General features: G+C 62.7%; 10 protein-coding genes. 4 read left to right on the top strand and 6 right to left on the bottom strand.

What is annotated here, in order from left to right:
• Positions 1 to 55: 55 nt before the first annotated feature.
• The 5 genes from PanNE5_RS20720 to PanNE5_RS20700 all read right to left on the bottom strand — a co-directional run bounded on the left by PanNE5_RS20720 (position 56) and on the right by PanNE5_RS20700 (position 6,654).
• Positions 56 to 2,134 carry a M3 family metallopeptidase gene (locus tag PanNE5_RS20720; protein WP_261938739.1) on the bottom strand — a complete coding sequence of 693 codons (2,079 nt, stop codon included), beginning with the start codon at positions 2,132 to 2,134 and terminating at the stop codon, positions 56 to 58.
• Positions 2,135 to 2,369: 235 nt separating this feature from the next.
• Positions 2,370 to 3,224 (bottom strand): bifunctional methylenetetrahydrofolate dehydrogenase/methenyltetrahydrofolate cyclohydrolase FolD, encoded by an 855-nt coding sequence (gene folD / locus PanNE5_RS20715; protein WP_017231574.1) that lies wholly within the window; start codon positions 3,222 to 3,224, stop codon positions 2,370 to 2,372.
• A gap of 91 nt (positions 3,225 to 3,315) precedes the next feature.
• On the bottom strand, positions 3,316 to 3,459 hold the full coding sequence (locus tag PanNE5_RS20710; RefSeq protein WP_157211311.1) for a hypothetical protein: 144 nt from the start codon (positions 3,457 to 3,459) through the stop codon (positions 3,316 to 3,318).
• Between the two features lie 70 nt (positions 3,460 to 3,529).
• Complete coding sequence (locus PanNE5_RS20705) at positions 3,530 to 4,174, bottom strand: response regulator transcription factor (RefSeq protein WP_017231575.1); 645 nt, start codon at positions 4,172 to 4,174, stop codon at positions 3,530 to 3,532.
• A complete protein-coding gene (locus PanNE5_RS20700; protein WP_039829656.1) occupies positions 4,171 to 6,654 on the bottom strand; it encodes a PAS domain-containing sensor histidine kinase in 2,484 nt (827 codons plus the stop codon). The genes PanNE5_RS20705 and PanNE5_RS20700 overlap by 4 nt, the downstream gene beginning before the upstream one ends.
• A 342-nt stretch (positions 6,655 to 6,996) precedes the next feature.
• On the opposite strand from PanNE5_RS20700, the gene aceE reads away from it, so the two are divergent.
• The 4 genes from aceE to lpdA all read left to right on the top strand — a co-directional run bounded on the left by aceE (position 6,997) and on the right by lpdA (position 13,916).
• Positions 6,997 to 9,684 carry a pyruvate dehydrogenase (acetyl-transferring), homodimeric type gene (gene aceE, locus PanNE5_RS20695; RefSeq protein ID WP_017231577.1) on the top strand — a complete coding sequence of 896 codons (2,688 nt, stop codon included), beginning with the start codon at positions 6,997 to 6,999 and terminating at the stop codon, positions 9,682 to 9,684.
• Positions 9,685 to 9,779: 95 nt separating this feature from the next.
• Positions 9,780 to 11,459 carry a dihydrolipoyllysine-residue acetyltransferase gene (gene aceF, locus PanNE5_RS20690; RefSeq protein ID WP_261938738.1) on the top strand — a complete coding sequence of 560 codons (1,680 nt, stop codon included), beginning with the start codon at positions 9,780 to 9,782 and terminating at the stop codon, positions 11,457 to 11,459.
• Positions 11,460 to 11,541: 82 nt separating this feature from the next.
• Positions 11,542 to 12,123, top strand: a complete 582-nt coding sequence (locus PanNE5_RS20685) for an MFS transporter (RefSeq protein ID WP_026131554.1) — start codon at positions 11,542 to 11,544, stop codon at positions 12,121 to 12,123.
• A gap of 20 nt (positions 12,124 to 12,143) precedes the next feature.
• Positions 12,144 to 13,916 carry a dihydrolipoyl dehydrogenase gene (lpdA, locus tag PanNE5_RS20680; RefSeq protein ID WP_261938737.1) on the top strand — a complete coding sequence of 591 codons (1,773 nt, stop codon included), beginning with the start codon at positions 12,144 to 12,146 and terminating at the stop codon, positions 13,914 to 13,916.
• A gap of 240 nt (positions 13,917 to 14,156) precedes the next feature.
• Here the strand turns inward: lpdA and PanNE5_RS20675 are convergent, their stop codons facing one another.
• Entirely contained in the window at positions 14,157 to 14,720 is a 564-nt protein-coding gene (locus tag PanNE5_RS20675) for a phasin family protein (RefSeq protein WP_017232314.1), read from the bottom strand.
• Positions 14,721 to 14,800 lie beyond the last annotated feature (80 nt).

The raw sequence follows: 14,800 nt of genomic DNA, 5'->3' as shown, positions 1-14,800 counted from the left end.
CAACGGGCGCACAGAGGCGCCCGTTGTTCATTCCTCGCTGACTTGATGCGGTGCGTCAGCTTGCCGACATGCCACTGTGGCGCAGCAAGGCATCGACTTCCGGTGCGCGACCCCGGAACGCAATGAACGACGCCATTGCTTCGCGACTGCCGCCCACCGCGAGAATTTCATCGCGGTAGCGGGCGCCGGTGGCGGTATCGAGGACTGAGCCGCTGACCTTCGCCGCCTCTTCAAACGCCGCATACACATCCGCCGACAGCACCTCCGCCCACTTGTAGCTGTAATATCCGGCCGCGTAGCCGCCTGCAAAGATGTGGCTGAAAGTATTCGGCCAACGCGAAAAATCCGCCTGAGGCGTAACGTGCAATCGATCGTTGATGCGTTGCGAAAGCGACAGCACCGACTCGTTGCCGTGCGGATCGAAATCGTAATGCAGGTGCATGTCGAAGTCGGAGAAGACCAACTGACGCAGCATCATCAAACCGCTTTGGAAGTTGCGGGCGGCCAGCATCTTGTCGAACAGGGCTCGCGGCAGCGGGGCACCCGTCTCCACATGAGCGGTCATGTGCTCAAGCACATCCCACTCCCAACAGAAGTTCTCCATGAACTGGGACGGCAACTCGACAGCATCCCACTCGACGCCATTGATGCCCGCCACGCCGGCATCTTCCACTTGCGTGAGCATGTGATGCAGGCCGTGCCCGAACTCGTGGAACAGCGTGATGACGTCGTCATGCGGCAGCAACGCCGGCTTGTCGCCGACGGGGGCAGGGAAGTTGCACACGAGGTACGCCACCGGCGTTTGCAGCGTGCCGTTGCGCAGGCGCTTGCGTGTGCGGGCACTGTCCATCCAGGCACCGCCGCGCTTGCCTTCGCGGGCGAACAGATCGATGTAGAACTGCGCCACGAGTTCGCCATCGCGCTCGATGCGGAAGAAGCGAACATCCGGATGCCACGTTTCGGCATCCTGCGGGCGAATCGTCACGCCGAACAACGTGCCGGCCACGCGAAACAGACCGTCGAGCACCTTGGGCAACGGAAAATACTGACGGACTTCCGACTCCGAGAAATCGTAGCGTTGCTGGCGCAGCTTCTCCGATGCGTAGGTCGTGTCCCAGGGTTGCAGCTTCTCGATGCCCAGCGACTCGGCGGCAAACGCTTGCAGTTCGGCCCAGTCTTGCTCGGCGTACGGACGCGCGCGGCGGGCGAGGTCTTCGAGGAACTCGAGGACTTGCGCGGGCGATTCCGCCATTTTGGGCTCGAGCGATACCTCGGCGTAGTTCTTGAAGCCGAGCATGTGTGCTTCCTCGCGGCGCAGCGCGAGTTGCTCGACAACGATCTCGGTGTTGTCCCAGTCCGCCTCGCCGTTGCCGAATTGCGGGCCGAGTTCGGAAGCCCGGGTCACATTGGCCCGGTACAGCGTTTCGCGAAGCGCGCGATTGTCGGCGTATTGCAGCACCGGGAAGTACGAGGGGAAATGTAGCGTGAATTTCCAGCCGTCCAGGCCGTCTCGCTGTGCGGCGGCACGTGCCGCGGCCTTGTCGTCGTCGGGCAGGCCGGCGAGGTCCTGCTCGTCGGTCACGACAAGCGAGAATTTGTTGGTCGCGTCGAGCACGTGATCCGAGAAGCGCTTGGCGAGGTCCGCCTGTGCTTCCTGAATGTCGGCGAATCGCGGTTTCTGGTCTTCAGGAAGTTCGGCGCCGCCCAATCGGAAGCCGCGCATCTCGTTGTCGAGAATTTTCTTGCGAGCCGGAGAGAGGTCTGCGAATTCCTGGCCGGCTGCAATGGCCTTGTACTTTTCGAACAGCGCCAGATTCTGGCCGACGCTGGCGGAGAATTCGGTGACGCGCGGCAGGTTATCGCCGTATGCCGTGCGAAGCGCCGGGGTGTCGGCGACGGCGTTCAGGTGTCCAACGATTTCCCAGGCCCGGCCCAAACCTTCGGTGCCGTCTTCTACGGCGTCGAGAATGTTGGCCCACGTCGGCGGCGTGGAGGGATCTGCAGCCTTGTCCACAGCCGCACGCGCTTGTGCCAGGAGCACGTCGACGGCGGGCGTTACGTGTTCGGGGCGGATCTCGGCAAAACGGGGAAGTCCCTGGATATCGAGCAGAGGGTTGGTTTGTGGCGTATTCATGCGTTCGTTGTCCACGGGGAGGGGCTTACGAAGAGTGTGGGGGCATCCCGGGCAATTTTCCAGTCGTTTTTTTCAACCGGTCCGATTGGGCGTGTTGGCGGCGGAATCCCTGGAGTGCGACGCCCGGCCGGCATTCAACGGCTTACGCCAGCGATTCGACCACGGGCCCAAAAGCAACAAGGGCGCGCGCGACCGAGAGGTCGAGCACGCCCGGCGTGACGCGCGGTGCTGACGATCAGGCGTCGAGGGCGCGCTCGGCGGCCTCAAGCGTGTTGACGAGGAGCATGGTGATCGTCATCGGTCCCACGCCGCCCGGTACCGGCGTGATATAGCCGGCCACATCCTTGACGCCGTTGAAATCGACGTCGCCGCACAACTTGCCCGCGTCGTCACGGTTCATGCCGACGTCGATGACTGCCGCACCCGGTTTGACCATATCGGCCGTGACGATATTGCGCTTGCCCACGGCCGCGACAATGACGTCAGCGTTGCGGGTGTGCGCGGCCAGATCTCGCGTCTTGCTGTTGCAGATCGTGACGGTGGCGCCTGCCTGCAGCAGCATCATCGCCATCGGCTTGCCAACGATGTTCGACGCGCCGATTACCACGGCCACCGCCCCGCGCAGCGGGAAATCGACGGACTCGAGCATCTTCATGCAGCCATAGGGCGTGCACGGGCGGAACAGCGGTGCCCCCGTCATCAGGGCGCCCGCATTCGACACGTGAAAACCGTCGACGTCCTTTTCCGGCGCAATGGCTTCGAGCACCTTGTGGCTGTCGATGTGCTTAGGCAGGGGCAGTTGAACGAGGATGCCGTTGATCTTAGGATCGCGGTTGAGTTCATCGATGCGGGCAAGCAGGGCGCTTTCCGTCAGATCGGCCGGATAGCGGTCGAGCGAGGAATACAGGCCGTTGTCTTCGCAGGCCTTGACCTTGTTGCGCACGTAGACCTGACTGGCCGAATCCTCGCCGACCAGCACCACGGCAAGCCCGGGTTGGTGGCCGCGGGCGGTCAGAACGGCGGCACGGGTGGCAACTTCGGCGCGAATACGTTTGGCGAGGGCGTTGCCGTCGATGAGGGTGGCGGTCATGATGCGTGGATATCGTAGGAAGGATGGGGGCTGGCCCGAGGGGCCGGATACGGCCGCGCCGGTCAGGCAGGTGACAGGCGCAAAGACCGTATTATAGCGGCGCGCCGCAACGCGCGGGAGGGGGCGCGGCGGCGGCTTCGAGCGAGCTACGGCGCTGCACGGCTGACGCTGCTCGCCGCGTCTCCTTGGCGAGCAGCATCATGCCACCGCAACCGGTCGAGATGCTACCGGTCATGGGTCCGGCACTTCGGCCGCCCGTCAGTCAGCCGGCGCGATGGCGAGCGGACGGCGGGCGGCGACCGGGTTCAGGGGCGAGGCGATCCGCCGGAACGTTTCGAGAGTGCCAGGCGGAGCAGGTCGGCAACGGTGTTGACGTTGAGCTTCTCCATGATGTTGGCGCGGTGCGCCTCGACCGTCTTGATGCTGATGCCAAGATCGTCTGCGATCTGCTTGTTCAGGCGGCCGGCAATGATGCGCTCGAGCACCTGATGTTCACGACTTGTAAGCTTGGACAGCAGATCCTCGGCGGCTTGCAACTCGCGTTGGCTGCTGGCGTCTTGCCGTGCTTTTGCGAGCATCCGCTCGACTTGAGCACGCAATTCCGCTTCGTCGAACGGCTTTTCGATGAAGTCCATCGCGCCCTTCTTCATCGTGTCGACGGCCATCGGCACGTCGCCATGGCCCGTCACGAAGATGATGGGAATGTTGAACCGGTTCTCGACCAGCTTTTCCTGAAGTTCCAGGCCGCTCATGCCCGGCATGCGGACATCCAGAATCAGGCAGCCAAGCTGATGCCCGTTGTAGTGCGAAAGGAATTCTTCGGCACTGGCAAAGCCTCGTACGTGGTAGCCATTGGCCTCGAGTAGCCAGCGAAGCGAGTCGCGGACCGCCTCGTCGTCATCAACGACGAAGACGGTTTCTTGTTCGATAGTGGTGTTGGGTGTCGTCATAGTCCTCCCCCGGATCCGGATGTCGTATCGCCTTCTAACGGTAACAGAATACAAAAAGTACAACCATTCCGCACGCCGTCGACGTCATTGTTTTCTACCCACAGACGGCCGTGGTGTGATTCGATGATCGAACGGCAGATATTCAGGCCCATGCCCATGCCGTCCGATTTAGTGCTAAAGAAAGGTTCAAACAATCGTTCGATGGTGGCCTCGTCCACCCCAGGTCCATGATCCGAGACTTGGAATTCGACCGATTTATCTCGCCGTTCCACGTGCAGACGCACGCTCAGGTCGCGACGCTGGCCGGGCGGCGGCGTATAGCCGTGCATGGCCTCGGCGGCGTTCTTGAGCAGATTCACGAGCACCTGTTCGATCAGCACCGGGTCGACGTTGATCTGTGGCAGTCCTGCCGGCAGCTCGGTCACAATGCGAATGCGGCGCTTGCGCGCTTCAATCTCGGCGAGCCCCACGGCATCCGCGACGATCTCATAGATCGACGAGGGTTGACGCTTCGGTTCGCTACGTTTCACGAACGCGCGAATCCGCTTGATGATCATGCCCGCACGCACCGCCTGCTGTGACGTTTTTTCCAGCGCGGGCAGCAACGTTTCCGGCGAGGTGCGCCCGGCGCGCACTAGGGCCGCCGTGCCCATGCAGTAGTTGTTGATGGCCGCGAGCGGCTGGTTCAGTTCGTGGGCCAGCGACGAAGCCATCTCGCCCATGGTCGTCAGACGCCCCGTGAACTGTAGGCGTTCTTCTTCCTGACGGGCCAGCTCCTCCGCATGACGGCGGGCCGTAATGTCCGTTGCCACCTGCAACTGTGCCAAGTGGCCGTCCACCCACTGAATATATTGACGCCGGACTTCGAACCATTTCTGGTGCGCCGGCAGATAAATTTCCTGTGTCTGCGCAGCCGTGTCGGTGAGCGACGCGGCAGGCAGTCCGGCAAAGGCATCGACCAGATCGATGTGATCGAGCGACGTAGGGGAGAGTTCGCCGCCACCGGACAACTCCAGGTGGCCTTCCGGGCGCGTACCGAACAACTGACGGTAATAGCGATTCGCGAACAGCAATTCCGCCTTGTCGACGGCGAGTACCGATACCGACGCGTCGAGGCTCTCCAGCACGGTCGTGAACCGCTCATGGGCGGCGGCGAGTTCCTCGCGCGCCCGCTTGGGTTCGCTGATATCGGTCAGCGACGACATCCAGCCGGTCTGACGGCCATGCGCGTCCACGAGCGGCGAGACGAACATGCGCGCGTAGAAAATCGTGCCGTCTTTGCGCTGCACGCGAATTTCGAAGCCGTGCGAGGGCGCCTTGCCGCGCAGCGTCATGTCGATGCGACGCTGCATTTCGTGGATGTCGTCTTTGGGCCAGTAAGGGTAGGGCGGCGCCCGGTACATGAGGTCCTGCTCGTCCCAGCCTGTCATCCGGCAGAACGCGGGGTTCACGTAAGTAATGTGGCCCTGCAGGTCGAGCACACGCATGCCGATGACGATGGAGTTCTCCATGGCCCGCCGGAACGACGTCTCGTTGAACAACGCCTGCTGTGCCTCGAAGCGCTGGCGCGTATGCCGCCACAGGCTCCAGAGGCTCCAGAGCACGAAGCACGACAAGCCGGCGATCAGCCACACCAGCGTGTTGTTGACGAAATTGCCGACGGCAGGATACGAGTAGATGCGCACCGCGAGACTGTGCCCGGGGGGATCGAGGAGCAACTCGTAGGAGACATCGCGCGGTAACGGCGGGCGTGTCGATGTCGTTGCCAGCTCGTTGTTGTGAGTGTCGATGAACGACACCTTGAACTTGTCGCCAAGCTCCTGCGGCAACTCGTGGATCAGCAAGCCTTCCACCGAATACACCGCACTGATCGTGCCGAGGAACTCGCGCTCGCGCAGCACGGGCACCTGTACAACGATGTAGCTTGCGCCCGAGGCGTCATAAATCAGGGTGGAATAGGCCGAGCGGCGCGAATCGCGGGCGGCGCGGAACGCGACCAATAATTCGTCTTCCATTGGATGCTGCGCCGAGCCCTGCAACCGCGACGCGAACGGGGAATCCGCCGGCGCCGCCCACTTGGGACGCTGCGACGCGTCCAGCCAATTCATGAAGACGATGTCCGCATGATTTTGCATCACTTCGTTCGCCGTATTCTGGAAGTGCGCAACGTCCTGCGGCTTGGCTGCCGTGTCGCGCGCAAGCGAGCTGATCTGATCTTGAATGGCCAGCATGTTGAGGCGAATCTGTTGCTGCGCCCATGCCACATTCCGATACAGCGTGTCCTGCTGTTGCTCCGTCTCCCGGCGGTTCAGGCTCCACAGGATCAGACTCATCACCACGAGAAAGATCACAATGGAGACGAGCGGGACCAGCAAGTAGTAATGCGACTCCGCGAACCCCTGCAACCAACGGTTGGAGCGGGCAGACGTAGCGGCGGACCGGGACGGCGGAGCGGAATTGGCAAGGCGGGGCGAAAGCATGGCGAGATTGTAGCGCAGGCCGGGCGGTTTCCCGCTGCCATCAACGGCGACCGCTTGCTTTTCGGAAGCCTCCGAGCTTTTGCGTAAGACGGCCGCGCAATTTGCTCTTGAGACCGATCGGTACGCTGGAAAATCGTGGTGTGATGGCACCAGCAACCTATTGATTTTATGTGCACCGCAGCAGAATTCCGCATTATAAAATTTACTATCGTAATCTGAAATTTCGCTTGCGAAGGCGGGAGTAACCTTCGTACAATGCCCCGGTAAAAAAGCCGGTGGGCCCGTCCATAAAGCGGGATTCGACCGTCACGCCAACCCGCTAACGACAGACAAGGAGACACCATGTCCGCCGTACCTGAAGAAGCCCTCAAGATCGTGTCCCCCGCGGACGCCGATCCCCAAGAAACGCAAGAATGGCTGGCCTCGCTCGAAGGCGTGCTGGCGGCCGAGGGCCCAGAGCGTGCCCACTACCTGCTCGAGAAGCTGATCGAGTTCGCCCGCATCAACGGCGAACATCACCCGTTCTCGGCGAATACCCCGTACATCAACACCATCCCGCTCGACCAGCAGGCCCGTATCCCCGGCGATCAGGATGTCGAGCACAAGATTCGCTCGTACACGCGCTGGAATGCGATCGCGATGGTGCTGCGCGCCGGCAAGGACACGAACGTCGGCGGTCACATCGCGTCGTTCGCCTCGGCCGCAACGCTCTATGACGTTGGTTTCAACCATTTCTGGCATGCGCCGTCCGACAAGCACGGTGGCGACCTGGTCTTTGTGCAGGGCCACTCGTCGCCGGGTGTGTACAGCCGCGCCTTCCTGTTGGGCCGTCTGGAAATGCCCCAGCTCGAGAACTTCCGCCAGGAAGTGGACGGCGGCGGTCTGTCGTCGTATCCGCACCCGTGGCTGATGCCTGACTTCTGGCAGTTCCCGACGGTGTCGATGGGCCTGGGCCCGATCATGGCGATCTACCAGGCGCGCTTCATGAAGTACATCGAGTCGCGCAACATCGTGAAGACCGAGGGCCGCAAGGTCTGGGCCTTCCTCGGCGACGGCGAGACGGACGAGCCGGAATCGCTCGGCGCCATCGGCATGGCCGGTCGCGAGCATCTCGACAACCTCGTGTTCGTGATCAACTGCAACCTGCAGCGCCTGGACGGCCCGGTGCGCGGTAACGGCAAGATCATCCAGGAACTCGAATCGGAGTTCCGCGGTGCCGGCTGGAACGTCATCAAGGTGATCTGGGGCAGCCGCTGGGACACCTTGCTCGCCCGCGACAAGAAGGGTCTGCTGATGACGCGCATGATGGAGTGTGTTGACGGCGAGTATCAGACCTACAAGTCGAAGGACGGCGCGTACGTGCGCGAGAACTTCTTCAATACGCCGGAACTCAAGGCGATGGTCGCCGACTGGTCAGACGAAGACATTTGGGCGCTTAACCGCGGCGGCCACGATCCGCACAAGATTTTCGCCGCATACCAGGCGGCCACCCAGCACAAGGGGCAGCCGACGGTCATTCTGGCCAAGACCATCAAGGGCTACGGCATGGGTGAGGCCGGTCAGGCCATGAACATCACCCACCAGCAGAAGAAGATGCCGGTGGAGTCGCTCAAGAAATTCCGCGACCAGTTCAAGCTGCCGATCGCGGATGACCAGATCGCCGACGTGCCGTACCTGAAGTTCGAGGAAGGCTCGAAGGAACTCGAATACATGCGCGCGCGCCGCATGGAGCTGGGCGGCTATCTGCCGCAGCGTCGCACCAAGGCCGCATCGTTGCCGGTGCCTGCGCTGTCCGCATTCGATGCCCTGCTCAAGGCGACCGCCGAAGGCCGCGAGATCTCGACGACGATGGCGTTCGTGCGGATTCTCAACGTGCTGCTCAAGGACAAGGCGCTGGGCCAGCGTATCGTGCCGATCGTGCCGGACGAATCCCGCACCTTCGGTATGGAAGGTCTGTTCCGCCAGATTGGTATCTGGAGCCAGGTCGGCCAGCGCTACATCCCGCAGGATCAGGATCAATTGATGTTCTACAAGGAATCGGAGAGCGGTCAGATTCTGCAGGAAGGCATCAATGAAGCCGGTGGCATGTGCGACTGGATCGCGGCCGCCACGTCGTACTCGACGCACGGCGAGACGATGATCCCCTTCTACATCTTCTACTCGATGTTCGGCTTCCAGCGCGTGGGCGACCTGGCCTGGGCGGCCGGCGACATGCGCGCTCGCGGTTTCCTCGTGGGCGGCACGGCCGGTCGTACGACCCTGAACGGCGAAGGTCTCCAGCACGAAGACGGTCACTCGCTGCTGTGGGCGTCGTCGATTCCGAACTGTTTGCCGTACGATCCGACGTTCGCTTACGAACTCGCCGTGATCGTTCAGGACGGCCTGCGTCGCATGGTGCAGGATCAGGAAGATGTCTATTACTACCTGACCGTGATGAACGAGAACTACCCGCATCCGGCCATGCCGGAAGGCGTTGAGCAGGACATCCTGAAGGGGATGTACGCGTTCCGTCGCGGGGCGGACGACAGCAAGGCACCGCGCGTGCAACTGCTGGGTTCGGGTACGATCTTCAACGAAGTGATCGCCGCCGCCGAAATGCTCAAGAACGATTGGGGCGTCGAATCGGATCTGTGGAGCTGCCCGAGCTTCACGGAGCTGGCCCGCGAAGGTAACGACGCGGCGCGCCACAATCTGCTGCACCCGACCGAGCCGGCGCGTTTGTCGCATGTCGAGTCGTGCCTGAACGACACCCGTGGTCCGGTCATCGCATCGACCGACTACATCCGCACGTACGCCGATCAGATTCGCCCCTTCGTGCGGGGTCGTTATGTGGCGCTCGGCACCGACGGCTACGGCCGTTCGGATACGCGCGAGAAGCTGCGTCACTTCTTCGAGGTGGATCGTAACTGGGTCACGGTCGCTGCCCTCAAGGCATTGGCCGACGAAGGCACGCTGCCGGCGACCAAGGTTGCCGAAGCGATTGCCAAGTACAACCTGGATCCGAACAAACCCAACCCGATGACCGTCTAAAGGCCGCTTCGCGCGGCGCGTGCGACCGCCAGCCGCCTCAAGCGGCAGGCGGGGCGCGCCGCGCGTCAAGCGCAGCCTCGAGGAGACTGTGGAAAATGAGTCAAGTGATCGAAGTGAAAGTCCCCGATATCGGTGACTTCAAGGACTTGCCCGTCATCGACGTGCTGGTCAAGGCGGGCGACAAGATCGATGCCGAGCAGGCCCTGATCACGCTGGAATCGGACAAGGCGACGATGGATGTGCCGAGCCCGGCCGCTGGCATCATCAAGGCGCTGAGCCTGAAAGTCGGCGATGAAGTATCTGAGGGTTCTCTTATTCTGACGCTCGAGACCGCCAACGGTTCGGGCGCGCAAGCCAGTGCGGCGGCAGCCCCCGCGCCGACGCCTGCGGCTGCGCCGCAAGCGGCCGCGCCAGCCGCGGCACCCGCTGCACCGGCCGCATCGGCAACCCCGGCCGCCAGCGGCGGTACGAGCAAGATCGACGTCAAGGTGCCGGACATTGGTGGGTATGACGACGTGCCCGTGATCGATGTGCTGGTCAAGGTGGGCGATACCGTGACGGCCGAGCAATCGCTCGTCACGCTGGAGTCCGACAAGGCGTCGATGGATGTGCCGAGCCCGGCTGCGGGTGTGGTCAAGGAATTGAAGATCAAAGTGGGCGACAAGGTGTCGGAAGGCACGTTGATCGTTGTGCTCGAAGGCGCTGTTGCCGCCGCACCGGCGAAGTCCGCTGCCGCTGCCGCAGCGAGCGCGCCGGCCCCTGCGGCACCGAGCGCTGCCCCCGCAGCCCCGGCTCCGGCGCCGGCCCCGACCGCCGCGCCAGCGACCCCCGCTGCCGCGTCGGACCATCCGCCGATCAGCCACGCCAGTCCGTCGGTGCGCAAGTTCGCCCGCGAACTGGGGGTGGATGTGACGCAAGTGAAGGGGACCGGTCCGAAGGGCCGCGTGGTCGTTGACGATGTGCGTAACTTCATCAAGAGCGCGCTTGCGGGCAATCGCCCTGCTGTGTCGGGCGCCGCGCCTGCCGGTGGTGGTGAGCTGAACCTGTTGCCGTGGCCGAAGATCGACTTCTCGAAGTTCGGTCCGATCGAGCCCAAGGCGCTCTCGCGCATCAAGAAGATCTCGGGTGCAAACCTGCACCGCAACTGGGTCATGATTCCGCACGTCACGAACAACGACGAAGCGGATATTGGCGAACTCGAAGCGTTCCGCGTGCAGTTGAACAAGGAAAACGAGAAGGCTGGCGTCAAGGTCACGATGCTCGCCTTCGTCGTCAAGGCCTGTGTGATGGCCCTGAAGAAGTTCCCCACGTTCAACGCAAGTCTGGACGGCGACAACCTCGTCTTCAAGCAGTACTTCCACATCGGTTTCGCCGCCGACACGCCGAACGGTCTGGTGGTGCCAGTTGTTCGCGACGCCGACAAGAAGGGCGTGTTCGAAATCGCTCGCGAGACCTCGGAACTGGCGAAGCTCGCCCGCGAAGGCAAGCTCAAGCCTGACCAGATGCAAGGCGGGTGTTTCTCGATCTCGTCGCTCGGCGGTATCGGCGGCACAACCTTCACGCCGATCATCAACGCACCGGAAGTGGCCATTCTGGGCCTGTCGCGTTCGTATCAGAAGCCGGTGTGGGATGAGCGCAAGCAGCAATTCCTGCCGCAACTGACGCTGCCGCTGTCGCTGTCTTACGATCACCGTGTGATCGACGGCGCCGAGGCGGCACGCTTCAACGCCTACCTGGGGCAACTGTTGCAGGATTTCCGTCGCGCGATGCTGTAATGGCAGGCGCCGCCGGTTGCGCGCAAGCGCAAGTCCGGCGGCGCTCGCGCGAACGCTTCAGGATCTGGACGGGGAGGGCATCATGACCACCGTGGTAGTCGTCAAGAAGGCCGGTGAGATCGCGATTGCCGCCGATTCGCTTGTGACGTTCGGCGATACGCGGCTCTCGCAATCGTACGAGGAAAATCGCAAGGTTTTTCTCGTAGGCGATTCCTATGTTGGCCTGGCGGGCACGACCGCACACTTTCCGGTCATGCGCGCCATTCTCTCCGGTATGGCGGACGAATGCCGTCTGCACTCGCGTGACGAGGTGTTCCGCACGTTCTGCCGCGTCCACCAGAAGCTCAAGGAAGAGTATTTCCTCAACACCAAGGAAGAGGAAGACGATCCGTACGAGTCGTCGCAGATCACCTGCGTGATAGCGAATCCGACCGGCATCTACGGGATTTATTCCTACCGGGAAGTGTTTGTTTTCGATCGGTTCTGGGGGATTGGCTCAGGGCGCAATTTCGCGCTCGGCGCCATGTACGCCCTCTATGACCAGGATCTGAGTGCCAGCGCCATCGCCGAAGCGGGCGTGAAGGCGGGGGCGGAGTTCGACAAGAGTTCCGCCGCCCCGTTTCAGGTGCACACGTTTCCGATCGATACCACCATCAAGTCATAAATGCGACAGGGAGACCCCGCATGAGTCTCATCGAAGTCAAAGTACCGGACATCGGCGCAGAGGGCGTGGATGTCATCGAAGTGATGATCAAGCCGGGCGACAAGATCGCCAAGGATGCATCGCTCATTACGCTTGAGTCTGACAAGGCGTCCATGGAAGTGCCGTCGGAAGTGTCGGGCACGGTCAAGGAAGTGAAGATCAAGGTGGGCGACAAGGCCAGTCAAGGCACGCTGATCGCGCTTGTCGAAGTGGACGGTGCCGGTGCCGCCAAGGCCGAAGCCCCGGTGGCCGCCTCCGCGCCGGCAGCGCCTGCCGCCGCCGTGCCTGCGGCAAAGCCGAGCGCCCCGGCCCCGGCTGCGGCCAAGCACAGCGGCGGTGCCGACACCGAGTGCGACGTGCTCGTGTTGGGCGCCGGTCCGGGCGGATACTCGGCGGCGTTCCGCAGTGCCGACCTGGGCCGCAAGACTGTGCTCGTCGAGCGCTATGCGACCCTCGGCGGCGTGTGCCTGAACGTCGGTTGCATCCCGTCGAAGGCGCTGCTCCATACGGCGGCCGTTCTCGAAGAGGCCCAGACGCTCGGTCATCACGGCATTTCGTTCGCGAAACCCGAGATCGATCTCGACAAACTGCGCGCCTACAAGGAAAGCGTGGTCGGCAAGCTCACGGGCGGTCTGGCCGGCATGGCCAAGATGCGCAAGGTGGAAGTCGTGCGCGGCGTCGGCACGTTCCTCGACCCGAATCACATCGAAGTCGTCGCTGAAGACGGCAGCAAGCGCACCGTGAAGTTCGCGCAGGCCATCGTCGCCGCGGGTTCGCAGGCGGTGAAGTTGCCGTTCCTGCCGGAGGACCCGCGCATCGTCGATTCGACCGGCGCCCTCGAGTTGCGTCAACTGCCGAAGAAGATGCTCGTGATCGGTGGCGGCATCATCGGTCTGGAAATGGCGACGGTGTATAGCGCCCTGGGCACCGAGATCGATGTCGTGGAAATGCTCGACGGCCTGATGCAAGGCGCCGACCGCGATCTGGTCAAGGTCTGGGAGAAGATGAACGCGAAGCGCTTCGGCCGCGTCATGCTCAAGACCAAGACCGTGGGTGCCGAGGCCAAGGCCGATGGCATCTACGTGAAGTTCGAGGGCGAGGCGGCACCGGCGGAGCCCCAGCGTTACGACCTCGTGCTGGTCGCCGTGGGCCGCAGCCCGAACGGCAAGAAGATCGGCGCCGAGAACGCGGGCGTCGCCGTGGGCGATCGCGGGTTCATCGATGTCGACAGGCAGATGCGGACCAACGTGCCGCACATCTTCGCGATTGGCGATATCGTCGGTCAGCCGATGCTGGCCCACAAGGCCGTGCATGAAGCCCACGTCGCGGCGGAAGCGGCGGCAGGCGAGAAGGCTTATTTCGACGCCATCCAGATTCCGTCGGTCGCCTACACCGATCCGGAAGTGGCTTGGGCCGGCAAGACGGAAGACCAGTTGAAGGCCGAAGGGGTGAAGTACGGCAAGGCCGTGTTCCCGTGGGCGGCATCGGGTCGCGCGATCGCGAACGGCCGTGACGAAGGCTTCACCAAGGTGCTGTTCGATGAAGAAACGCATCGCATCGTTGGCGGTGCCATCGTCGGCACGCACGCTGGCGATCTGATCGGCGAACTTTGCCTGGCCGTCGAGATGGGCGCGGATGCCGTCGATATCGGGAAGACGATTCACCCGCACCCGACGCTGGCCGAATCGGTCGGTATGGCGGCGGAGATTTACGAAGGTGTTTGCACCGACGTTCCGCCGGCCCGCAAGAAGTAAAGCGCGTCGGTGTCTGGTGCGCGCCTCGGATGATTCCGGGGGGGGGGGGGGCGCGCCGGGCATGCATGACGTGACCGATGTCCGCCGCGCCGCATTCGGGGCGAGGTCGGATGCCAAAAAAACCGCCATTTCGCTCCGAGATGGCGGTTTTTTTATGGCGGCGACGTCGCCGTTCGCCCCAAAAAAGAAAAACCCGGCACGAGGCCGGGTTCGAACGCTAGCGTCGCGAAACGCTATCGATTACTTCTTGGCGCTGGAGGCAGCACGCGAAGCCTGAGCAGCAGCCTTCGTGGCGACGCTGGTCGCGGCAGCGAAGTTCGTCTCGGCGATTTCAACGGCTTGCTTGGTGGCCTTCTGCACGCTGTCGAACGCGCTGTTGGCTGCCGACATGGCCGACTTGGCCAGTGCAACGGCAGACTCCGAACCGGCCGGGGCGTTCTTGGCCAGATTGTCGAACAGGGCTTGCATGTTCTGCGAGCTTTCCGCCAGTTGGGCTTCGGCCACCTTCGTCACTTCGGCTTGCGTCGACGAAGCGATTTCGTACAGGTGACGGCCATACGCAATCGCCTTTTCGGCGGCGGGCTGGACGAGGTTGGCTTGCAGGGCGAGCAACTCTTGCGCGTCTTTCACTGCGAAGGCCTTCTGCGCGGTCGAGGCGGACTCGGCCAGCGATGCCTTGACGGCTTGCAGGTTCAGCTCGACGAGCTTTTCCATGCCTTCGAACGCCTTGTTGGTCAGGCCAAAAAGGGTTTCGAGATTGGCTTTGTGGGCGGCGGCGAATTGCTCGGGGGTCAGAAACGACATGGCGTTCTCCTATGATGGTGTCATACACAACGTATCGACCCACTCCGTGTTCGCAAATGAGTTCTCACCTTATCCTGGTG

Source organism: Pandoraea sp. NE5 (assembly GCF_024363545.1).
GTDB lineage: Bacteria > Pseudomonadota > Gammaproteobacteria > Burkholderiales > Burkholderiaceae > Pandoraea > Pandoraea cepalis.
This window is presented reverse-complemented; position numbering and strand designations above follow the sequence as displayed.

Bases quoted from the DNA above. Each gene is read 5' to 3' on its own strand.
- PanNE5_RS20720 (WP_261938739.1), bottom strand. From the start codon at position 2,134: ATGAATACGCCACAAACCAACCCTCTGCTCGATATCCAGGGACTTCCC.
- folD (WP_017231574.1), bottom strand. From the start codon at position 3,224: ATGACCGCCACCCTCATCGACGGCAACGCCCTCGCCAAACGTATTCGC.
- PanNE5_RS20710 (WP_157211311.1), bottom strand. From the start codon at position 3,459: ATGACCGGTAGCATCTCGACCGGTTGCGGTGGCATGATGCTGCTCGCC.
- PanNE5_RS20705 (WP_017231575.1), bottom strand. From the start codon at position 4,174: ATGACGACACCCAACACCACTATCGAACAAGAAACCGTCTTCGTCGTT.
- PanNE5_RS20700 (WP_039829656.1), bottom strand. From the start codon at position 6,654: ATGCTTTCGCCCCGCCTTGCCAATTCCGCTCCGCCGTCCCGGTCCGCC.
- aceE (WP_017231577.1), top strand. From the start codon at position 6,997: ATGTCCGCCGTACCTGAAGAAGCCCTCAAGATCGTGTCCCCCGCGGAC.
- aceF (WP_261938738.1), top strand. From the start codon at position 9,780: ATGAGTCAAGTGATCGAAGTGAAAGTCCCCGATATCGGTGACTTCAAG.
- PanNE5_RS20685 (WP_026131554.1), top strand. From the start codon at position 11,542: ATGACCACCGTGGTAGTCGTCAAGAAGGCCGGTGAGATCGCGATTGCC.
- lpdA (WP_261938737.1), top strand. From the start codon at position 12,144: ATGAGTCTCATCGAAGTCAAAGTACCGGACATCGGCGCAGAGGGCGTG.
- PanNE5_RS20675 (WP_017232314.1), bottom strand. From the start codon at position 14,720: ATGTCGTTTCTGACCCCCGAGCAATTCGCCGCCGCCCACAAAGCCAAT.